The organism is Sphingomonas sp. BL-S-28 (genome assembly GCF_055521515.1).
On sequence record NZ_CM145483.1, the window covers coordinates 1628656 to 1649478 of the forward strand.

At 60.7% G+C, this 20823-nt stretch carries 23 protein-coding genes; 17 read left to right on the plus strand and 6 right to left on the minus strand.

What is annotated here, in order from left to right; translation table 11 throughout:
- Positions 1-6: 6 nt before the first annotated feature.
- Positions 7-945: a Rieske 2Fe-2S domain-containing protein gene (locus ACZ1JC_RS06885; RefSeq protein ID WP_465138680.1), complete on the minus strand. Its 939-nt coding sequence runs from the start codon at positions 943-945 to the stop codon at positions 7-9.
- A gap of 68 nt (positions 946-1013) precedes the next feature.
- On the opposite strand from ACZ1JC_RS06885, the gene ACZ1JC_RS06890 reads away from it, so the two are divergent.
- Entirely contained in the window at positions 1014-1679 is a 666-nt protein-coding gene (locus ACZ1JC_RS06890) for a TetR/AcrR family transcriptional regulator (protein ID WP_465138679.1), read from the plus strand.
- A gap of 25 nt (positions 1680-1704) precedes the next feature.
- On the opposite strand, the gene ACZ1JC_RS06895 is transcribed toward ACZ1JC_RS06890, so the two are convergent.
- The 3 genes from ACZ1JC_RS06895 to ACZ1JC_RS06905 form a co-directional block, all read right to left on the minus strand.
- Positions 1705-2208: an ester cyclase gene (locus tag ACZ1JC_RS06895; protein ID WP_465138678.1), complete on the minus strand. Its 504-nt coding sequence runs from the start codon at positions 2206-2208 to the stop codon at positions 1705-1707.
- Between the two features lie 34 nt (positions 2209-2242).
- Positions 2243-2560: a 2Fe-2S iron-sulfur cluster-binding protein gene (locus tag ACZ1JC_RS06900; protein ID WP_465138677.1), complete on the minus strand. Its 318-nt coding sequence runs from the start codon at positions 2558-2560 to the stop codon at positions 2243-2245.
- A gap of 90 nt (positions 2561-2650) precedes the next feature.
- Positions 2651-3940, minus strand: coding sequence for a sulfotransferase family protein (locus tag ACZ1JC_RS06905; protein WP_465138676.1), 1290 nt, complete (start codon positions 3938-3940; stop codon positions 2651-2653).
- A gap of 148 nt (positions 3941-4088) precedes the next feature.
- On the opposite strand from ACZ1JC_RS06905, the gene ACZ1JC_RS06910 reads away from it, so the two are divergent.
- The 12 genes from ACZ1JC_RS06910 (at position 4089) to ACZ1JC_RS06965 (ending at position 15109) form a co-directional block, all read left to right on the plus strand.
- Positions 4089-4958, plus strand: coding sequence for a helix-turn-helix transcriptional regulator (locus ACZ1JC_RS06910; RefSeq protein WP_465138675.1), 870 nt, complete (start codon positions 4089-4091; stop codon positions 4956-4958).
- A gap of 119 nt (positions 4959-5077) precedes the next feature.
- Positions 5078-5863: an SDR family NAD(P)-dependent oxidoreductase gene (locus tag ACZ1JC_RS06915; protein ID WP_465138674.1), complete on the plus strand. Its 786-nt coding sequence runs from the start codon at positions 5078-5080 to the stop codon at positions 5861-5863.
- Positions 5864-5926: 63 nt separating this feature from the next.
- A complete protein-coding gene (locus tag ACZ1JC_RS06920) occupies positions 5927-6439 on the plus strand; it encodes a VOC family protein (protein ID WP_465138673.1) in 513 nt (170 codons plus the stop codon).
- Positions 6440-6443: 4 nt separating this feature from the next.
- Positions 6444-7208, plus strand: a complete 765-nt coding sequence (locus ACZ1JC_RS06925) for a tyrosine-protein phosphatase (RefSeq protein ID WP_465138672.1) — start codon at positions 6444-6446, stop codon at positions 7206-7208.
- 109 nt (positions 7209-7317) lie between these two features.
- Complete coding sequence (locus ACZ1JC_RS06930) at positions 7318-8511, plus strand: DUF1214 domain-containing protein (RefSeq protein WP_465138671.1); 1194 nt, start codon at positions 7318-7320, stop codon at positions 8509-8511.
- 12 nt (positions 8512-8523) lie between these two features.
- On the plus strand, positions 8524-8979 hold the full coding sequence (locus ACZ1JC_RS06935) for a nuclear transport factor 2 family protein (protein WP_465138670.1): 456 nt from the start codon (positions 8524-8526) through the stop codon (positions 8977-8979).
- Positions 8980-9041: 62 nt separating this feature from the next.
- Complete coding sequence (locus ACZ1JC_RS06940) at positions 9042-10124, plus strand: TIGR03857 family LLM class F420-dependent oxidoreductase (RefSeq protein WP_465138669.1); 1083 nt, start codon at positions 9042-9044, stop codon at positions 10122-10124.
- A gap of 2 nt (positions 10125-10126) precedes the next feature.
- On the plus strand, positions 10127-11254 hold the full coding sequence (locus ACZ1JC_RS06945; RefSeq protein WP_465138668.1) for a phosphotransferase family protein: 1128 nt from the start codon (positions 10127-10129) through the stop codon (positions 11252-11254).
- 76 nt (positions 11255-11330) lie between these two features.
- Positions 11331-12518, plus strand: a complete 1188-nt coding sequence (locus tag ACZ1JC_RS06950; RefSeq protein ID WP_465138667.1) for a sulfotransferase family protein — start codon at positions 11331-11333, stop codon at positions 12516-12518.
- Positions 12519-12540: 22 nt separating this feature from the next.
- Positions 12541-13317, plus strand: coding sequence for an SDR family NAD(P)-dependent oxidoreductase (locus ACZ1JC_RS06955; protein ID WP_465138666.1), 777 nt, complete (start codon positions 12541-12543; stop codon positions 13315-13317).
- On the plus strand, positions 13314-14579 hold the full coding sequence (locus ACZ1JC_RS06960) for a hypothetical protein (RefSeq protein WP_465138665.1): 1266 nt from the start codon (positions 13314-13316) through the stop codon (positions 14577-14579). The genes ACZ1JC_RS06955 and ACZ1JC_RS06960 overlap by 4 nt, the downstream gene beginning before the upstream one ends.
- A complete protein-coding gene (locus tag ACZ1JC_RS06965; RefSeq protein WP_255490519.1) occupies positions 14579-15109 on the plus strand; it encodes a VOC family protein in 531 nt (176 codons plus the stop codon). Before ACZ1JC_RS06960 ends, ACZ1JC_RS06965 begins: the two co-directional genes overlap by 1 nt.
- Before the next feature lie 74 nt (positions 15110-15183).
- Here ACZ1JC_RS06965 and ACZ1JC_RS06970 read toward each other — a convergent pair whose 3' ends face one another.
- A complete protein-coding gene (locus ACZ1JC_RS06970) occupies positions 15184-15456 on the minus strand; it encodes a PRC-barrel domain-containing protein (protein ID WP_133085085.1) in 273 nt (90 codons plus the stop codon).
- 146 nt (positions 15457-15602) lie between these two features.
- Here ACZ1JC_RS06970 and ACZ1JC_RS06975 point away from each other — a divergent pair, with 146 nt between their 5' ends.
- From ACZ1JC_RS06975 to ACZ1JC_RS06985, 3 genes are all read left to right on the plus strand, one after another.
- On the plus strand, positions 15603-16922 hold the full coding sequence (locus ACZ1JC_RS06975) for an MFS transporter (RefSeq protein WP_465138664.1): 1320 nt from the start codon (positions 15603-15605) through the stop codon (positions 16920-16922).
- A 125-nt stretch (positions 16923-17047) separates the two neighbouring features.
- Positions 17048-17896: an NAD(P)-dependent oxidoreductase gene (locus ACZ1JC_RS06980; RefSeq protein ID WP_465138663.1), complete on the plus strand. Its 849-nt coding sequence runs from the start codon at positions 17048-17050 to the stop codon at positions 17894-17896.
- Positions 17893-18288 (plus strand): carboxymuconolactone decarboxylase family protein, encoded by a 396-nt coding sequence (locus ACZ1JC_RS06985; RefSeq protein WP_133085088.1) that lies wholly within the window; start codon positions 17893-17895, stop codon positions 18286-18288. Before ACZ1JC_RS06980 ends, ACZ1JC_RS06985 begins: the two co-directional genes overlap by 4 nt.
- Positions 18289-18348: 60 nt before the next feature.
- Here the strand turns inward: ACZ1JC_RS06985 and ACZ1JC_RS06990 are convergent, their stop codons facing one another.
- The gene (locus ACZ1JC_RS06990; protein WP_465169051.1) at positions 18349-19641 is read right to left on the minus strand and encodes a spinster family MFS transporter; all 1293 of its coding nucleotides are present in this window, start codon (positions 19639-19641) and stop codon (positions 18349-18351) included.
- Positions 19642-19974: 333 nt separating this feature from the next.
- Between ACZ1JC_RS06990 and ACZ1JC_RS06995 the strand changes: the two genes are divergently transcribed.
- Positions 19975-20775 carry a helix-turn-helix domain-containing protein gene (locus ACZ1JC_RS06995; protein ID WP_465148495.1) on the plus strand — a complete coding sequence of 267 codons (801 nt, stop codon included), beginning with the start codon at positions 19975-19977 and terminating at the stop codon, positions 20773-20775.
- Positions 20776-20823: the final 48 nt, after the last annotated feature.

A 20823-nucleotide genomic window follows, 5' to 3' on the forward strand; every position in this document is an offset into this window, starting at 1 on the left:
TCTCCTTCAGGCCGCTTCCGTCTTGTCGCGTACGAGCGGTGTCGGTTCGAGCATTGCGCTACGCAGGTCCTCGCCGTGCAGCGAGGCAGTGGGTTTCGTCGCGCGCAGCCTGGATCCGTCGACCGACGACAGCACCGAAAGCGGATTGATTCCGCGCAGAATTGCACCGTGAAGGCCAGGTTGCCGCACACCCAGTGCAGATCTCCAGCGTATAGCCGTAACGCCCCGTGCCGAGGGAACGGGACAAAGCACCGCGCGCATTAGCTCGTTGAATTGATCGTCGCGCAGGATGAGTGTGGTTTGGCCGGTCTGCGGATGAGTCCGCGTGAGCAGTGTCAACGGAAACTCTGCCACAAAGTGGGATGGCCAGTGCGGCGTGCTCCACTGACAATTGCGCTCCATCACCAGCATGCCGTCCTCTTCATGGAGTTCCGACATGAGATAGGGGGTGAAGCGGACGCCCCTGATCTTGAGGATCAGGCTGGGATCGTCATAGAGGGCGTTGAGATATTCCTGATGGCTGCAGCTCACGTTTGCAGTGCCGCAGTAGTTATACTTGTCCTCGGCTATCAGTGGAACCGTCGCCTTCGGGTTCAGGCACACGCGCACAAAGCCGCCCTGTTCATACACGCCGAACGCGTTGGCCTTGTAGACCGGCGGAAACTTCTGCTGGTCCTTCATGTTCGGGATTTCCTTCAGGCGCCCGGTCTCGCCATCATAGCTCCATCCGTGATAGCCGCATTGAATCCAGCCATTGTCGCGGATGCACCCGAGCGAGAGGGGAGCCCTGCGGTGCGGGCAGCGATCCTCGAGCGCGCGCGCAATGCCCTGATTATCCCGCCACAGTACGAGCGGCTGATCGCCAATATCGACCGACAGCGGCTTCTGGGAGGTCACTTCCTCGGACCGGGCCACCGCCCACCAGAGATCATTCTCGAGACTCATAGTGTCTATCCACTCTCCCTTTTGATTAAATTGACGCGTGACAATTTATAAGTCAATGACTTTTGAATATGGCCTTTCAGATGCTCGATAGACCTCAGCGCGCCCGCGGCCGTCCCGCCCAGAATGCCGACCAGGCTCTGGACGAGGACAAGCTTCTGGGGCTTGCGTTTGCCACCTTTGCAGAGCGCGGATACGAGGCAACGACGTTGCGCGACCTCTCGAAGCGACTCGGCGTCAGCCACAATCTCTTGAATGTCCGTTTCGGCCGAAAGGAGGATCTGTGGGTTCGTGCGGTTGATTGGCGGATGGCTCAGGCCTCTCCTTTCGTTGAAATTGCTTTCGACGAACAGGCCGACGCCGAAGTGCGTCTGCGGCATCTTGTGGAGCGGTTCTGCTTGTGGGCGGCGCGAAACGGGGACATCGTCGCCCTTACCAATGTCGAAGGTTGCCGCTCAACCTGGCGACTGGACCACATCGTCGAGCACTTCGTGAGACCCTTCCAGCGCAGGCTGGACGATCTTCTCGATGCTGTGCGCCGCCAACGGCCCGTTCACGGACTTTCGACGGCTGCCCTTATGGCTCTGCTTGTGCAGGGGGTGGGATACTATTTCTGCGCGGTGCCGATGCAGCAACGACTGGGCGCCGGGCAGGAGGTTGATGCAGACCACGCAGATCAGCAGGCAGCCCATTTGGCGACGTTTCTGCTGGCGGCCTTGCTCCCGCCGGTCGCCTGAACGACACGCCGGGAGCAAGCGCAAATCACTTGTAAGGGTCTACTGGCTGCGGCACGTCGATCACGCCAATGTCCTTGAGCATCGAAAGGACGTCTGAAATACTAAAGATGCTGACAATCTTTTCGTCCTTGAACTTGACGATCGAGAACCAGTTCACCTGAAACTCGTTGCCGGTCGGTTGCACGCCCATGTACGGACCGCCAACGTGCTTGCAGTAGTGGGTAGCATAGATCCAGATCTCGTCATCGCCTTTGCCCACCGCGTCGATGGTCTTGTAGGCGGCGGGGAAGAAGGTCTTGTACAATGCAACCGGCGAGGTCTTCCACTGATCGTAAGTGCCAAGATCCGGCCGGTTGGGGTTTCCATACCGAAAGTCGGCATGGAAAAAGCGATCCATGCCATCGAAATCGCCCGCGTTCAGGGTTTCCTGAAGGTCGGTCCAATGCTTGACCATCTTCTTCTGGGCATCGGTGAGCAACGGGGATGCGGACACGTCCAGTTGTTCGCGAATTGATTCTTTCCAGGCCACGTCTTTCCTCTCTCTATTCGGTCTAAGGATTTTATCAGTCCTCGGGTGCGATTGTCACGGTAAGACCGGACAATGCATCCGTCATCATGAGTTGACACGACAGTCGTGAACTGTCGTTGCGATGCGGAGAGCCATCCAGCAAGTCGCTTTCGTCCTCGGTCACCGGCGGCAGCGTCGCTGCAAACGACGGATCGACATAGACATGGCATGTTGCGCAGGAACAGCAGCCGCCGCACAGGGCCAGAAGTTCGTCGAGGCCGGAATCGCGAATGGCTTCCATTACCGATGCATTTGCGGAAGCCGCGATCGTCTGCTGCGCGCCGTCACGGGTAATGACATTCAATTCAGGCATGTGGTTCCTCTGCGGAAGTCTGGTCGATGTATGACTGTTAGCGAGCCAGCCCCGTCTCTCGACCTGCCGAAAGACAGGTCGCGGAGGAAGTCATGCCACTTCAGCGGTGACATCGAAGCGGTCGAAATAGAACCCGAACGGCCGGCGCAGTTCTTCGGCTGTGACAAGGAAATCTCGTTCCAGATCGTAGACGATCTTTCCTTTGGATTGTTCCCCGTGCTCGGCGTGATAGCGATGGAGCTCAGCCAGCGCTTCATCCGTCAGCTCAACGCCTGCGATGCGATAAATCTCCTTGAGTATCCGATCCGGTGCTTTCGTCCATTCATCGAAATAGACATCGATTGTCTGGTCCGCTGGCAGGACATCGCGGTCCCTGACGCAGGCCTGTAGCAACCTCTGGTATCGATCTGGCCAATAGCTGAGCGGTTCCGCGATATCGACGGTCTTGCGCAGCATGCGGGCAGCGTAAGTGTACATCGTGAGCTGCGAACGGATCGAGCCGACGGGATCGCGGTGGGTGAGCACAAAGGTCGCGTCCGGGAATGTCTTGTAGAGGGCCGGCAACTGCTCCATGTGCTGCGGACACTTGATGACCCACCGATCGGGCCCCTTGAGGAACGTCAAGACTTGGAGGCATTTGCGCAAATAGGCGTATGTTCCGGATTGATCGTGACTGAGATAGTAGTCGCGCCAGCGTGGCACGAGGGCAAGCCATTCTATGAGGTAGGAGGAGAAATCGACAGCCTGCAGCTCGATGTCCTCGCTGATGTGATCGGGCGAGAACTCGTGCATGATAGCCATGTAAGGCAGGATGGATTCCATCGTTCGCCAGCCTTCTTCGGCCTTTGTCCAGCGCGGGTTGGAATCGTGGGGCGTGGGCGTTTCATCGGGCGCTGCTACGGGCGCGATTGCTTCCCACCAGGGCAGGGAACGGAACCGGCGATCTGCCGCAAGCAGCCCCAGCAAGTGCGTCGTACCGGACCTTGGAAGGCCGGCAACAATGATCGGCCTCTCGATCGGTATTTCGAGAATCTCGGGGTGTCGCTTCACGATATCCTCGACGCGCAGACGTGTTGCTGCATAGCGGATCATCATCTGGAACAGATTTGCCCGTGTCACGGCAGAGGCGTTTTCGTCCTCGTCGATGGACTGGCACCAGACCGCCAGACGTTCCTGAAAGTCCTGGGCGCCGAAATCCGAAAGGCCCGTCTGCGCCATGGCGGCTGCCAGAATGACCTGCGGCTCGAACACAATATGCGCAGCGGCAGCTTCGGCGCCGGCGAGCACCTGCTTCTGGATTTCGTCGAGCACGGGGTGATGAAGGTCGGCGATATCTATAAAGTTGGGGTGCGTTGCCCTCTTCTGAGCGGAATCGACCATGTCACTCTCCCTTGGCCTTTGCCGCATTTAAGGAGATGGACCCTGTCCTAGGCAAGGTGATCGGGCATCGCAGCTCTGCCAAATCCTGCTTCATAACGCCAATCGCCGTGCGCGGCGGATTTCGGGAAAGGGCGCCTGGGAGAGTTTGATGGACACTGTTTCACAAATCTACGACCTGCCAGCCACTCCGGAGATGGAGTGCAGGATCGAAGGACGCATCGAACTTCCTGGCGTGGTGATGGAACTCCATCGCTACCGTTTTTTCGGGCGGCAGGAAGGCATCTTCACTTCGCATCGCGGGTTTCTGGATCTTGCCTTGTCGCCGCGGCCAGGCCGTCCGCGTGGCGGCTTTGAAAGCGGCGGGGAGGGAGCGCTGGGCGAAATTATCTTCGTTCCTGAGGGAAGCAGGTTGCATACGCGCTGGGGTGACGGTGAACAGAAATCCATCTGTTGCGGATTTGACGGAGCCGGTTTCGATCTCGCGGAGGCGCGCCGTCCAACAGCCGATGTGGGTTTGGCATTGCTCGATGTTCGCAGCGCGGCGGTGCGCGCAGCTCTGAGGCGTATTGCGGGCGAAATTGCACAGCCCGGGTTTTGCAGCGAATTGCTGGTGCAGGCAATGTGGCTCGAGGCGGCCATAGAGTTGCAGCGGTATTTGCGGCTGAATTCGGGGGGTCGAAGCGCGCGCAGCGCACTCTCGCGCCGCCAAATGGAGCGAATTAACGAGCGGATCGAAATGCCCGGAAAGCCGCCCTCAATTGCCGAAATGGCAAAAGATTGCGGTCTTTCCACGCGTCACTTCTTCCGATCGTTCCGAGCTGCCACGGGCGAAACGCTCACCAGCTACGTCACCGAGCGCAAAATCTTCAGAGCCAAGGAGCGGCTCAGCCAGACCGAGTTGGCTATCAAGGTCATCGCGTGGGAATGCGGTTTCGATAGTCCCGCGGCGTTCTCCGCCGCATTTCGCAAGGCGACCGGAGTGACCCCGCGGCAGTTCCGGGATGGTCTGATGCACTAAGGCCGTTTGGCGATGGCTTTGGCAGGGCTACGAAAGTTCCGATTGTTGATGTGAAGGCCGCAACGGGCAATCTTTCGCCGAGCGGGCCAGACTTCAAAGCGGTCACTGGGAGATAGAGCGTGCCGGAGAACCTGTTCGACCTCAGCGGCAAAGTGGCACTGGTCACAGGGGCAAATTCCGGCCTTGGCTTCGGCTTCGCGCGGGGGCTTGCCCGTGCAGGCAGCGACATCGTGATCTGGGGACGCCGGCAAGACAAGAACGAGGAGGCGGCTGCGGCCCTGCGCGCCTACGGTGTCCGGGTCTTTGCGGACAGTGTGGATGTTGCCAGCGAGCCGGCCATCGTTTCCGGATTCTCACGCGCCCTCGAAGCCATGGGGCGGATCGACACGCTCGTCGCCAATGCAGGTGTCGCAACCCAGGTGCCTTTCACCCAGATGGACGTCACACGGTATCGCCAGCTCATCGACATCAATCTCGACGGCGCTGTCTTCACGCTGCGCGAAGGCGCACGCCACATGCAGGCTCGCGCCGAGGCCGGTGACCCCGGGGGCTCCCTGATCATTTGCGGAAGCGGCTCGATCTTCCAGGGTGTGCCGACAATGGCGCACTACGGCATTGCGAAGGGGGCGCTCAACGCGCTTGCCAAGGCGCTGGCAGCGGAACTGGGCCACTTCGGTGTGCGCTGCAATGTCATAGCGCCCGGCTTCATCGAAACGGAAATGACGTTCGCGGACCCGGAGATCGGCCGAAGGATCGCCGATATCGTCGCATCCAAAGCGCCGATCGCAAGGGCTGGAACCCCGGCCGACCTGGAAGGCGCCGTGGTCTATCTGGCGAGCGACATGGCAGCATACCACACCGGTGACACGCTCGTCGTCGATGGCGGGAAGATGTCGGCTAACTGACCGGACGGCAGGTGCGAGAGGGCATTTCGCCGCCAGTCTGGAGCCTAACATCAGGAGGATTGCATGTTCGCCCGGCCAAACAGCCTGCACAGTCAGGTCGCCTACGTCACCAATGACCTGCCCGCCGCCATGGCGAGGCTCAAGCAGGAATACGGTACGCCCGGCTTCTTCGAGATGTGCAACATCCAGCCAGGGGAAGATCCCACAGGCAAGCCGGTGCTCAAGATCGCCATTGCGGTCGTGGGGGGCGTCGAAATCGAACTGATCGAGCCAGTGGGCGACACTGCGCCGCTGTTCAGGGATTTCCTGCCGCAAGGGGATGAGCTTGCTATCCGCTTCCATCATATCGCGACCCGGATCGGCGGGCCAATGGCGAATTGGGAAGCGCATCTGGGCTCGATCGATCAGGATCGCCACCCGGTGGTGTTCGAAGGCGCGGTCGGAGACATGCTGCGCTATATCTATACCGACGAGCGCCCAACGCTCGGGCATTTCGTTGAACATGTCTGGATGTCTCCAGAATTGCTTGCACAAATGCGAACGCTGATCCCGAGCTTCCCTCCGGTGGAGGGCTGAGACGATGACCCTCGCGCTATCCCGCCTGAACTTTCGCGATATCGGCGGAACGCCTACCTCAGACGGCCGAAGGGTTCGGCACGGCATTCTTTTCCGGTCCGAGGGGCCGGCCAGTTTCTTGGAAGATCACCGCGAAGAACTGGTGAGGCTTGGTTTTCGCAGCGTTGCGGATCTGCGCTCGGACATTGAACGCCAATCGGCACCCCACGATTGGTGCGGACCGGATTGCAGGCTTCTCAATCTCGACATGAATACCGACCTGCGCGCGCACGGGGAGGATATGTGGGCATCGCTCGGGCAGGAGCCGAGTGCCTCGCGCGCGTCGGAAGTAATGGCGCATAACTATGGCCTGATGCCTCAGGCTTTCCTGCGTCATTTGCCGACAATGGTTGAGGCACTTCTTTCCCGCGAAACACCGATGCTGGTTCATTGTACGGCCGGCAAGGACCGGACCGGGGTCGTCGTGGGACTACTCTTGGAACTGCTGGGCGTTCCGCGAGCGGTGATTGCCGAAGATTACCGCAAGTCCGATGTCTTCGGGGAAAATCTGCGCATGTCGGATCATCTCAAGCGTGACCTTGAAAAGACGTTCGGCTTCGTGCCGCCCGCCGAAATGGTCGCAGTGCTCATCGGAGTTCAGGACAGTTTCCTCGCGCGCGCCTTTGACGAGATGGAGAGCCGGTGGGGCGGCGTCGACGGTTATTTTGCCGCTGCCGGAATCGATGACGAACAGCGCGCGGCGCTGCGCGCGCTGCTCGTCACCGACTAGGCGCGAGGTTCGTGCGGGCATGACGACAATCGCGGCCTTGACGATGATGCCGGGAAGCGGAGCGACCCAAGGTGCAGCATGGATCGGTCGCAGAAAGGTGGAGAGCGATATGAGCGATAACGGCGTATTCGAATGGGAAGACCTTCTCGACCAGCTTCGTCCGCTGGGTCAGCAGATGCGCGATCGCATTCCCGAGCGTCTCCGCAGCGATCCGCATGTCATGCAGGAATCGATGCGGCTCTTGCTCTCCGGAGTGCTCAGGACCGCGAACGATGCGATCATGCACGATCGTAGTCATCCGATCTTCGTCCCCGAACTCAATATCTGTCAGAACATCTTCCAGCCCAACGCAGACACCATTTACAAGGCAGCGCTGATCGAGAAAGGTGGTTCCTACCGCATTCGGGGTGATCGCGGCACCACGCGAATGATGATCCTGGCTCAGCTCGGCCCCGACACGCTCCGCACGGGGAAGCATCATCCCGCACAGGACGCGAATGACTTCGATGAGCTGAAGATTGCGTCTGACGGCGGCTTCGACGTCATTCTCTCGCCGCAGCGTCCCGCCGATTACGACGGCGATTGGTGGGAGCTCAAGCCCGAGACCGAAAAGCTGATGGTGAGGATCGTGGCTTGCGACTGGGGTTGTGAGCGCGAGCCTCGCTTCGGCATCGTCCGCCTGGATGCCGAACATGCCGCCAAGGGAAGACCAAGCCTCGCCCAGCTCGCGCACCGGTTCGCCGAGATTCCCGTGACGGCGGCGGTATGTGCGATGGCATTTCCCGATAAGGTCCAGAAGCTGCGGGACGAAGGGCTGATCAACACTCTGAAAGTGGCTGATTTCTCGCAGATGACGGGTCTTGCTCGGCAGTCGTACTACGAAGGCGCTTACGAACTCGCCGAGGACGAGGCCCTCATAACCGAAGTGCGGATCCCGAAGGAGGTCGGGTACTGGTCCTTGATCCTGACCAACGAGCTCTACGAAACGACTGACTGGTATCACAATCAGTCCAGCCTCAATGCTGCGCAGGCCGTGGTCGACGTCGACGGCGTCTTTCGGGCCGTTATCTCCGCGCGAGACCCGGGCGTGCACAACTGGCTCGATACCTCGGGCTATTCCAGCGGAGCGGTGCAGGGACGGTGGTTCAACACTGACGAGCGTCCAACCCCCAGCATGAAGAAGGTGAAGTTGAACGAGGTCCGCCAGTATTTGCCGGCAGGCACCGTTTTGGTGGCACCGCACGAACGCGCCGAGGCAATCCGCGAGCGGGCGCTGCGAGCGCATACCCGCATCATCTGGTGAAGGACGGACGCGATGAACGATGCACTCTCGATGCTGCTCGATTACGAAGCGATCCGCAACGTCAAGGCGCGCTACTGCCGCATGCTCGATACCAAGGACTGGGAGGGGTTCATCGACCTTTTCACCAGTGACGCGGTGATGGACGTACAGGAGGATACCGGACACGCGCCGATCACCGGCCATGAGGCGATACTCGACCAGGTTCGGTTTGCAGTGGCGGATGCCCGGTCGGCCCATCAGGTTCATTCCTCGGAGATCGATCTCAAAGGGGATGAGGCGAGCGTCGTGACTGCTATGCAGGACCGCGTCGTCTGGGCGCCGGGCAAGAGCCCAATTCCCGGCGCGCAATCCATCACCGGGTTTGGTCATTACACCGAGCGTTATGTCCGCCAGGCCGGGTCATGGAAGATCGCCTCGCTCAAGCTGACACGTCTTTATGTCGAGGTTCATCCCGAGCCTGTCTTTTGACAGGTTGCCAATGGACGTCGCGGACGCAAACCTGCGGCGCATAACGAACTGAGAGGATTTCAATGACGCTGGCGGTGGAACCGGGAGCACAGGCGCTTTTCGACAGGTTCGGCACGTATATTCTGCCGGGGCGTGTCAACGACCCACGGCGCGGCATCGAAGAAGCCCGGGAAGCCGAGCGGATCGGCCTGGGGTGCGTGTGGATCTCCGAACGCTATGCGCTCAAGGAACCGGCTGTGCTCGCAGGCGCTGTGGCTGAGGCCACATCGAAGATCCGCATAACGGGAACCATGTATGCGACGATGCGCCATCCGCTGGTGACTGCAAGCGTGGCGGACATGATGCAGGCGATGAGCGGGGAACGGTTCCGCCTCATGTTCGCCCGCGCTGTACCGGCCTATATGAAGATGCTCGGATCCCCTCCCATCACTATGGAGCGGCTTGCCGATCTGATCACGATCTGTCGCCGGCTCTGGGCCGGCGAAAAGGTCGATTACGACGGCATACTTGGCAAGTTTCCGGCCATCAACCTGACCGATCGCCACGGAGGAACGCCCCCGCCGATCATTTTCACGGCGATCGGGCCTAAAAGCCTCGAATTTGCAGGCGAGCACTGCGACGGCGTGCTGCTTCACCCCTTCGTTTCGGCGCAGGGCGTGAAGAACAGCGCCAGAATCGTCCGTGAGGCCGCGGAAAAGGCAGGGCGCGACCCGATGTCAGTGCGCATCTACCATAATATCATTGTCGCTCCCGATCTGCCCAAGGACGAGGAAGAGGCCGTCGTCGGCGGGCGCGCGATCACCTATTTCGAACTCCCCGGTTTTGGCGACCTGATCGTCGACATCAACGGCTGGGACAAGCAGGTGCTCGGCGACATTCGCGCCCACCCCAAGATTGCAGGGCTCAACGGAAAGCCCGCCGACCAGGCCTATACGCGTCAGGAACTCGTCGATGTAAGCCGTCTCATACCCCAGCAGTGGCTGGACGAGGGAGCTGCAGTGGGAACGGCAGCGCAGTGCGCCGATCAGCTGATGTCCTTCCTTGATGCAGGCGCCGACGAAATCCTACTGCACGGCTCCTCCCCCAAGGACATGGGTCCTCTCACGAGCGAACTGAAGCGCGCATTGGCTGCAAAGGGACTGTGATCATGGACGTGCTGACCCCCGATCGCATTACTGTCCAGTTGCAGGAATGGCTGGCCGGGCAGAAACCGCAATGGCGCCAGATCCATGTTCGCCCCCTCGACGTGACATTGGGGGCGGGCTTCTCTGCCGACATCTTCTTCGTGGAGGTCGACTATGTCGACGAGGCAGGCCCCCAGGCGCAGACACTTGTGGTGCGCCGCCAGCCGATGGACCTGGAAGTCGTCTTCGGCAGCAGTCTGGCCCTTCAGGGGAAAATGATGGCCGCGCTCGATGCGCGCGGAGATCTCCCCGTTCCGCCATGGATCGGGATGCACCTCGATCCCGAGATTCTCGGCCTGCCTTTCCTCGTGATGGGCAAAGTGGCGGGTGAATGCGCCAAGCAGACGCCGAACTACAATCTTGAAGGCTGGCTGGTCGACATGGCGCCGGAGCAGCGGCGCGCGGCCTTTACCAATGCCATATCGGCGTTTGCCAGCCTGGCGAGTATTGACTGGCGCGACGGGTTCGAATTCCTCGCACAACCTGAAAACGGTGAGCCGGGCCTCGATCAATACGTCGGTGCATTGGAAGCGTGGCACAAGGCCGCAGGACGCGGGCGGGCAATGCCCATTGTCGATACGGCGATGGCTTATGTGCGCGCCAACATGCCGCAAGATGCGGCCGTCAACGTACTGTGGGGCGATCCCACACCGTCCAATGTCATGTTTGCGCCCGATGGCCGCGTCAACGCGCTGATCGACTGGGAACTGGCAGCATTGGGACCGGCCGAGCTCGACCTCGCATGGTGGCTTTACTTCGACGACCTGTTCGGTCGCCGGTTCGGCATTACCCGGCTTGAAGGGCTGCCCAACAAGCAAGAAACGATCGCGATCTGGGAGGAGACTACCCGGCAGACGGCGAGAAACCTTGAATACTACGATATCGTCGTCGCACTGCGCATGGCGCTGGTGGCGATCGGCGCGTTCGACCGCCAGGTTGGTATCGGCAATATCCCTGAGACCAACAAGTCGCTGAACGACAACTTCATGACGCTCTACCTCGCGGAACGTCTGGGTTTGCCAATCCCGGAATTGGGTCCGGATTTCGTTGCTTTCATGAAGAACCTGACACCGGTCGAAGACAAGGCCTGAGCGACCGGATTCCATACCGGATCGCGGCACCTGGGAGAAGTACGGCAATGGCGCAGCACCGTGAAAAGCGGCCTGCATGAACGCGGGCTCTTGTGAACCGGCGGTTTTGGAACCGCAAACCCTGATCGCGCGCGCGCGCGATCTCACGGGCCTTACGGATTTCGGAAGCGACCTTTCGTTCATGGCCGGCTTTCACCGTCTGGTCGAAGCGGTGGAGACGATGGATCCGCCGCCGCAACTGCGCCAGACAGCAAGCGAGAAGATTGTCGGCCTGCTGGCGACCCGGCTGCGCTACATCGAGGATGAGAAACGCCACCCGGAGATTACGCAGCAGGATCTCGGCGACCCTCTCATAGTCTGCGGTCTGCCGCGCACAGGGACAACGATCACCTACGATCTGCTCTGTCTCGATCCGTCCGCGAGGGCGCCGCGCGAGTGGGAATGGTATATTCCCTGGCCCGCTCCTGAAGAAGCAAATTTCGAGAGTGATCCGCGCATCGGCCAGGTCCAGGCGATCTACGAGAATTGGCTTAAGCATGCCCCGCAGCTAGCCGACATCCAACGCATGGATTGTACCCAGCCCGGCGAATGCAATCATGGGATGATGCTGCATTTCGCCAGCACCAATTTTCCGGCCGAGCTCGGTGTTCCCGATTTTGCGCGCTGGCTGCAGGAAACCGTGCCCGAGGGACAATATCGCACGCACCGGAGAATGCTGCAGCAATTCCAGTGGAAAGGCCCGAAGGGACGGTGGACGCTGAAGTCGCCGCAGCATCTGATGGACCTGCCTGGCCTGCTGCAGGCCTATCCCGGTGCAATGCTGGTCTGGACCCACCGCGATCCGGTTCTCACCTTCTCCTCGCTCTCGAGCATGATTGCAGGTTTCCTTGCTGCTGTGGGCGGCGCAAACGACCTGGCGGCGATCGGGCGATCGGTCGTCGACACCTGGTGTGCGGCGATGGCGCGCGCGACAGAGGCGCGGTCGGCCGATCCGGCGTTGGAAGGGCGCATCCTTGACCTTGCTCACCGCGATGTCGTCAGCGATCCAATGGCTGCAATCGAACACATCTACAGCCGGTTCGATCTGCCATTTTCGGTGCAGCACCGCGATCGCATCGCCCGCTTTCTTGCCGAGAATCCCGCTGCGAACCGCTTGGGGAGGCATCGGCACAGTCCGGAGCAGTTCGGGATTGATCCGGCCGAGGTACACACGCGCCTTGCCGGATACTACGCGCGCTACGGCCATCTTTTCGACCATTCATAGGCCTGACCTGGGGAACGAGACCATGGGCATTCTCGACCGTTTCCGCCTTGACGGGCGCACTGCAATCCTGACGGGCGTTGGTCCGGGAGTTGGGGAACATGTTGCACGGGCTTACGCCGAACTGGGGGCGAATGTAGTGATCTCCGCCCGTTCGGGGGATCGTCTCGAACGGCTGGCAGGAGAGATCAATGCGGCCGGCGGCGGCCGCGCTGCCGCCATTGTAGCGGACGCCGGGAAAAGGAGTGATCTTGAGCGGCTCGTGGCCTGCGCACGCGAAGCCTTCGGTCCGATCCACATCATCTTCAACAATGCTGCAGCCGGGGTCGTATATGCCACCGATGGCGGGCTTTGGGCGAACACCGACGAAGTGTGGCGCACCGCATTCGACGTCAACGTCATGGCGACCTGGTGGCTGGCTGAACTGACCGAAGCCGACATGAAGGCACATGGGAAGGGTAGTATTATCTCGGTGCAAAGCTGCGGCGGTTTCACGCCCATCCCGCCGGCTGTCGCCTATGGAGTATCGAAAGCAGCGCTCCACTTTCTGGTGCGGGAACTCGCCAAGTCGCAGGCCCCGCACACGCGCGTGAACTGTCTGTGCGTCGGTTCCATGAGCCCCGATGGGCAGGAAGCGGAAATCCACAAGGGTCTGGGGCTGGCAGAGCGGAACGCCATCAAGCGCTTCGGTGCCGCGGACGAAGCTGTCGGGGCGGCCATCCTGCTTGCTAGCGATGCCTCCAGCTACACTACGGGAAGCACGATCTTCGCTGAAGGCGGTAGGGTGGGAACGATATCATGACGGTCAATCCGCTATGGACGGAAGATCAGGCTTCAGCCGAGCGGCTGGCCCTGCGCCTCATCGAACGGCCTGACGTTCGCGCTGCGCGCGAAAGCGCACGGCAGATTCTGCTTGGCGATCCGCTATCAAAGACGCTCGATGGACGAATTGGCCTCGATCGTGCGCTGGATCAATGGGTCCTCGGCCTTGCTATGCGGGAAGCCAACGGCGATCCCGCCGATCCCAAGGTCGTGTGGAATATCAGCAATGCCCCTCGGGATTGGTTCGGTCACATATTTCCCGGCGCCGCCGTCGCGATCGATAATCCGGATAATATCAATCGCGAGATTCCGATCGACGGCGATGGCGGGTACGCGGTTCAAATCCGCTTCTCCGCCGATCCGCCCCAATTCAGCATCGTTGCGGAGGTCGAGCCCGAACACCATGCCGGCCTCGGTCGAAATCTCGGTGCGCTCACTCTTCAAGACCTGTTGCCGCTCTGCGATTCAAGTCGGCGCGTGACGGTCACGGTGGGCCCTGGGGACGGCGGGCCGGCCCATCTGAAAACCGAGAGTGGTGCGCGCATCCAGGTCTACACGCGCGACAGTCAATGCGGCTGGGAACAGGTACCCGCCGAAGTCAGGGTCAGTCGTCTCGACCAATTGCATGCATCGATGCCACGCAGCGAGGAGGATATCGCCCGCGCCATCGTTGCCGACATGCCAGCCTGGGTGACATTCTGGTCGCGCTTCAAGGACGACTTTCTCGGGTATCCGCAGCCCAATCGGCTAGTCGGACCTCAGGGGCGGGATGGTGGCTGGGGTTATCTTGCAGGGGGTCGTTTCGCGCTCGGGGACGGCGAGGGGCTGCTCATCACCATTGATCCGGCAGGAAGCCGTTACACGGGTATCCAGGTTGCCGACCCCTGGACAATATCGCCCGATCCAATGCTGCGCACGGTAAGTCTTGCTGGCTCACAGGTTGCGCCCTCCGCCGACGGCACGATCACTTATGTCCTCGCCGGCGTGGATGCCGGTATCGCCAACTGGATCGACACCGCAGGGCTTGGGGAAGGCTGGGTATTGCTGCGCTGGCAAGGCGTGCCGGAGGGAAGCGATCCTGCGGCATTCATCCGCGACGTGCGCGTCGTCGATCTTGCGACGCTTGGGGATGGTGAAGGACGGCTGCCGCCCTCGGATATCGCGCTGCGGCGCAGGCAATTGGTTGACCGGGCCCGCAGTCACGGGCTGCGGACCGCCGCAGCGAAGTGGAGTAAGGGCTGATGCAACCCAATGGCTCGATTCTCGAACTATGCCAGGTCGTACGCGACATGGACCGTGCGCTCGACCACTGGACGAGGGTCATCAAGGCAGGACCTTTTTTTGTCTTCGACGTGCCGGTGTTACCGGGCCAGATCTATCGAGGCGAGCCAACGCAAGTTGCACTGAAGGTCGCCTTCGGATTTTCCGGCGGCCTGCTGATCGAACTTCTTCAGCAGACGAACGAGAGACCATCCGTCTTCACCGAGATGCTGGATCGCAGCGGAGAGGGCTACCATCACGTCATGCTGCGGATTCCCTACGAGGAGGGCGTTCAGCGGCTCTCGGCCGAAGGTCATGAAATCGCTTTCAGCGGCACGATGCCTTCGGGTGAGCGCTTTGCATTGTTCGATACCCTGGCCGCCAACGGGGGGTTCATCGAATTGATGGAACTGTCGGGAGCCATGGAAGCATCGCTTCAGAGGATGCATGCAGCCCATCTCGAATGGGACGGCATCAGCCGGCCCATTCGCGCCATCGCCGATCTTGCGTGAACCTGCTGGCAAGAGCCTCGGCCCGTTCGCCTCAAAAAGTCATGGCTCGCGGCGAGACCGACCGGTAAATCCGCCTAGAGCTTCTTGATGTCGTCGGTCGACATGCTCGTTGTGACGCCCTTTTCACCGGCGGTCAGCGTGGCGACAGGGATCGTGATGAACTTGCCGCGGAAGATGATGCGCACAGCGGTCGCGGTGCCGTCGCTATCCGTCAGGACCCGCTCAACTTTGCCGATCCGTGTGCCGTTCGCGGAATAGACCGCGTCGTTCCGTTTTACCGCTGCTCCGTCGGCAAGCGCAGGAACGGACAGTCCAAGTGCCATGAGTGCGATGATTATCTTCTTCATGCAATAAGATCCCCCCAATCAAGGTTGGCGGCGTGGTGGCGCAGGTCTTGCCGTCGATCAAGTGAAAAATGATACACTTGAGAGAAAAAGTGTTCTACTTGTCTCATGCGAGGCAAAAAGTCCGCCTAGGGAGAGCTGCCAAACCTATGCCCAGTTTCACGATGCGTGACCGTTGGTTTCTGCTGCTTCTGGGCGGAATCTACATGCTCAATTTCATCGATCGCACCATTATCGCGGTGGTTGGCGAGGCGATCCGCCGCGATCTCAAGCTCACCGATCTCCAGCTTGGAATGCTTGGAGGATTGGCGTTCTCGCTCTTCTACGCAGTCCTCGGAATTCCACTTGCCCGTCTTGCCGAGCGGTATAGCAGAGTGAAGATCATCGCGGCCGTCACTGTCATCTGGTCGCTGATGACGGCTCTTTCCGGCATGGCGGGGAGCTACGTTCAGCTCCTGATCTGCCGCATGGGAGTAGGGGTAGGAGAGGCAGGATTCACGCCGGCCCTCGTTTCCATGATTTCCGACAGGTTTGAGGCCAGCCGCAGGGCGGTCGTGTTCTCGCTCATTGCGCTGGGGGTCCCTATCGGCGGCGCGGTTGCCGCAATTGCGGGAGGGGCGGTCGCCCAGACATTTGGCTGGCGCCTTGCCCTGGTCTGCGTTGGATTGCCCGGGATTCTTCTGGCGGGCATGCTGATAACGACGATCCCTGAGCCCGCTCGGATTGATGCCGGCAAGAGCGCCGATACGCCAAAATTCGGCGCTGTACTGCGCAGGCTGGGCCGTTCGCCCGCTTTCCTCTTCCTTACCGCCGGGAGCGGATTTGTAGGAATGGTCGGCTTCGGTACCAATCTCTTCCTGATTCCGCTGCTTGTACGGCGATATGAATTGTCCTTGTCGCAAGCCGGGCTCGTCTTTGCATTGTCGTTCAGCCTTGCCACGATGGTGGGACAGGCAAGCGGCGGATATGTCATCGCGAGCCTTCTTCGCCGCGACCTGCGTTGGGGAGGCTGGGCACCGGCGGCGGCCGTTGCTCTAGCCTTTCCACTCTATCTGCTCGCTATCTACCAGGACGACTGGCGCTGGCTCGTGGGCTTCCTGTTTGGTGCGACGGCCCTGCTTTATGCCTTCACGCCCGCAATCATGACAATAACCCAATCCCTCGTCGAACCCAGGATGCGCGCTTCGGCAGCGGCACTTCATTCCTTCGGCCAGACCGTGGCGGGGCTTGGACTGGGGTCGGTGCTCCTGGGCTATCTCAGCGATCACCTTGCCGCCTGGCGCTATGGGGCCGGTTACGCGAGCGATTGCGTGGGCGCAGCGGGAGGTTCGATGACTCGAGCCTGCCTTCAGGCTGCGGCCGGCGGTCTGCAACTCAGCATGGCGGCAACTGCATTTGTGCTGGTTGTGGCGGTTTTCCTATATTTGCGCGCTGCAAGTACCCTCCCCGCTGAAGCAAATGCATCGTGAGAAGCTGTAAATTTGTCGCGTTTCGGCCAACGGGCAGCTGTCAGGATGACGTCGACGGCCCAGCTATGCCACGATTTGAAACATGTCGATCAAGTGGCCAAGGCGCCGCGCATGAGAGGTAGAAAATGGGACAAGCAGGAGTCATCGGGTTGGGTCAGATCGGTGCCGGCGTTGCCGTATGCCTGGCACGATCTAACCAACTCGCGGCAGTCTACGACATCCGGCCGGATGCATCCGATACGCTGGACGGCGTGCCCGCGGTAGAGAGCTCCCCTGCCGCTGTTGCCGAGCAGGCCGACGTGATCGTCATCGCTGTCGTCGATGCAAAGCAGACGATCAGCGTGCTCACCGGCCCCGATGGAGTGCTTGCGCGGGCGCGTCCGGGCATGACCGTCGTTCTCGTGGCGACCGTCTCGATCGAGGACTTGAACGCCATCCGCAGGCTTACGGAGCAAGCCGGAGTGGAGTTGGTGGATTGCGGCGTGACCGGCGGCCCGAAATCGCGCGAACACGGGCTCGTCTGTCTGGTGGGCGGCAGCGATCAAGTGATTGACCGGGTTCGACCGGTGCTTGACGGCTTTGCCAAGCACGTTGCCCATATGGGCGGTCCAGGTTCCGGCATGGCTGCAAAGATTGCACGAAACGTCATTGTCTTTGGGGGACTTCGCGCAGGATACGAAGCGTCGATATTGTGCCGCAACGCCGGCGTCGACATTCGTCAACTCAACGAGGTGATCGAGGCCAGTTCCGACAGTGTAGGGGGGCCGCTGATGCTGGCCATTCGCGACGACCCGTCGTCGAGCAAGAGCGAAGCGGCGGTGCGCGAATATACCCGCTCACTGATGGTGAAGGATCTCGACGCCGCGATCGACCTTGCGCAGAGCTACGGGATTTCGCTTCCGCTTATCGAACTGACCCGCCGCACCGACCTGGCGGTTGTCGGCCTTGAAGCAGTATTGGGAGAAAAGGCATGAGTATCGACGAAACACAGTGGCAAAAGGGTCTCGAAACCTTTGATCAGGTTTATGGGCCGGGTTCCTCGGACATGGTGCTGCCATTCCGGAACTCATCGTTCAACCAGGAGATCGTCGGTAATCAGTTCGCCAACCTTTGGGCAAGCGATGTCCTGTCGATGCGCGAGAAGCGTCTGCTCGTGCTCGGTGCAACAGCCATGCTCGGCCGCACTGATCTCGTGGAAATTCAGATGAACGGCGCCTTGATCAACGGGGAGTTCACCGACGAAGAGCTCGATTTCATTCCCCTTTTCACGCTGTTCTATGCTGGCGCAGGCAATACCACGGCGCTCTTTAGGGGGATCGAGGCCGCCAAGGCCCGGCGCCGCGATCGCGTCGAAGCGGCCCAATAGGGAACAGAGATTTCAAGTTTTCGGGAATGGCCCGGCTCGCACGAGCCGGGCCATAATTCTTTAGGCGATTTGCTTCTCCTGCGCGCGGCGAATGAACCGCGATGCCAGCAACAGCACCAGTCCACCGGCAAACGTGAACAGCATAGCCGTCCCTATGCCCCATGCGACTCCCTCGGTCCCGCCCACGAAGTCGCTGACAGCTCCGATCAGATAGGTCCCGGCGCCAACACCGATCAGATTTGCGCCAAGTTGCACGAGCGATACGGCAAGACCGCGCAGGCGCGGGCCGGCTATAGTGACGATCACCGCATAGATCGGGCCGTTGTAGGAGGCGCTCAGGAAGCCGCAGGCCATGAGGAGCGCTTGCATGGGACCAGTTTGTGAAACGACCACCGTGCCGATCCCGGTCAGGGCAGTAAGAAGGGGGATCGCCGCGCCGAAGAGGGCGGTTCTTGCCGGATCGAAGCCGCCGCGCCGGCGATTTATCTGATCGATTGCCCACCCGGCAAGGAAACCGCCCACCGAGCCGAGGCCGCCGTAGGCAATGGCGATGGTGATGCCCGCGCGCGAGATCGGCATACCATGAACGCGAATGAGGAACGTCGTAAGCCAGGTGCTCATTCCGTAGATGCCGGCCGCGATCAGAATGATGGCGGCTATGCACAAGAACAGTCCCGGCCGCGCGGCGAGTTGAAGGATGCGTTCGGCAAGACCGGGCTGGCCCTCGGCTGGCCGTGCAGGCACCGGATCGTCGTAGGCGCCTCGCTGCGGCTCACGAACGGTCAGGAACAGGATCGGCGCCAAAACAAGGCCGGGCAGTCCAGCTGCGGCAAAAGCCCATCGCCACCCACCGACCTGAACGATGGCCCCTCCAATCAGGAAGGCGAGGGCAAGACCGATGCCCGAACTCAGGTACCATATGCCGATAGCCGTCGCCCGCCGTTCCTCGCCGAAATAGTCGCTAAGGAGTGACATTCCGGTGGGAGAGCCGGCAGCTTCTGCGGTGCCGACCGCGGCCCTGCCGAGAAGGAGCGTCCAGAAACCGGATGCCAGACCGCATAGCGCTGTTGCGCCGCTCCAAAGCGCCAGTGCGATCGCCATCAGGTTGCGCCGGTTCAGGCTGTCCACCGCGATGCCGAAAGGCAGCGCGGCCAATGCGAAGAATATCCCGTATGCAAACCCGGCCAGAATGCCAAGCTGACCGTCGGTGAGTGAGAATTCCTTGCCTACCGGTGCGAGCACTAGACCGATGATCGCGCGATCGATCCCATGGCAAGTCTGCGATAGTGTCAAGATGCCAAGCACATACCAAGGGTAGCGATCGGCGGATTTGACTGGGTCCGGAGCTCTCATCGCACGGACCCGCTTTTGACCGAAAGGTTATGCATAGGTCTCCCCGTTGTGACGAGAACAGCCTAGCCCCCGGAAAACGTTCCGCCATCCACGGCCAATGCCGTCACTCGGCCAGATCGTGTCGCGCATGGGCCAACGGGATAAATTGCCGACAGCACTTTCGGGCATCTTGACGACCTACCCGAAGATAGAGGAACTGGAGGCGGCACAGGTATCTGATGCCCTCATAAAAAAAGAGAAGAGGCAGAGGTAACGATGTTTCGTCCGGAGAGCGATTGGACCGGCCAGGACAGGTTCGGCGTCGATGATTTCTACATCGAAGCGTTGGCATCGGTGAACGATGCCCGCGTCGATATCCGGCACTTCAATTGGGTGCGGCCCTGCAGCGGCGTGTTCAGCCCTGAAAAGCATTACCTCGACTATTCCCTCAATACCCAGCCTCGTCGCAGCATGCTTTCGATGGGGCGTTCGGACGGGTTCGTGGCGAGTGGCGACATGCTCTACATGCCGCCTCACCGTCAGTACGTGGGTGAGCCGGCCCTGCAGGAACGTCATCTCGTTTGCGTCGCGCTCGGCGAGGCATTCCTCGAAGAACTTTTCGATGGCGAACGCCCCTTCCACGGGCTGGAACCTTGTGCCGATGTTCAAAATATCGCGATGCGGCGCTTTTTCGAGGGGCTGGCGGCAGAGCTTCGTGTACCCGGATTCGCAAGCCAGGCATTGATCGAATCCATGCTCATGGGACTTGCCGTGGAACTGGTTCGGCATGTGAGTACACAGGAATTCGGCGCCGGCAGCCCACGTAGTACACGGCAAGTGCGCCATATCGTCGACTATGTGATGGATAATCTGGCGGCGCCGCTCGGAGTTGCTGACATCGCTCGCGGTTGCAATATGAGCGTGCGGCACGTGGCGCGCGTGTTCAAGGACGGTACCGGCGTAAGTCTGGGGGAATTCGTTGCGCGCAGTCGGATTGCTCTCGCCAAGGAACTGCTGCGCGGCGACGGCACGCGGATCAAGGAGATCAGCTGGCGCTGCGGCTTCAGCAGCACCTCGGCTTTTTCGGCCGCGTTCCGTGTGGCGACCGGCCAAACGCCCAAGGACTTTCGCTGCCAGCCGCGGCAGGTTCACTGACAGACGCCTGAACATATCGAGCGACGGCCAAAACATGTCGCGCCGCAG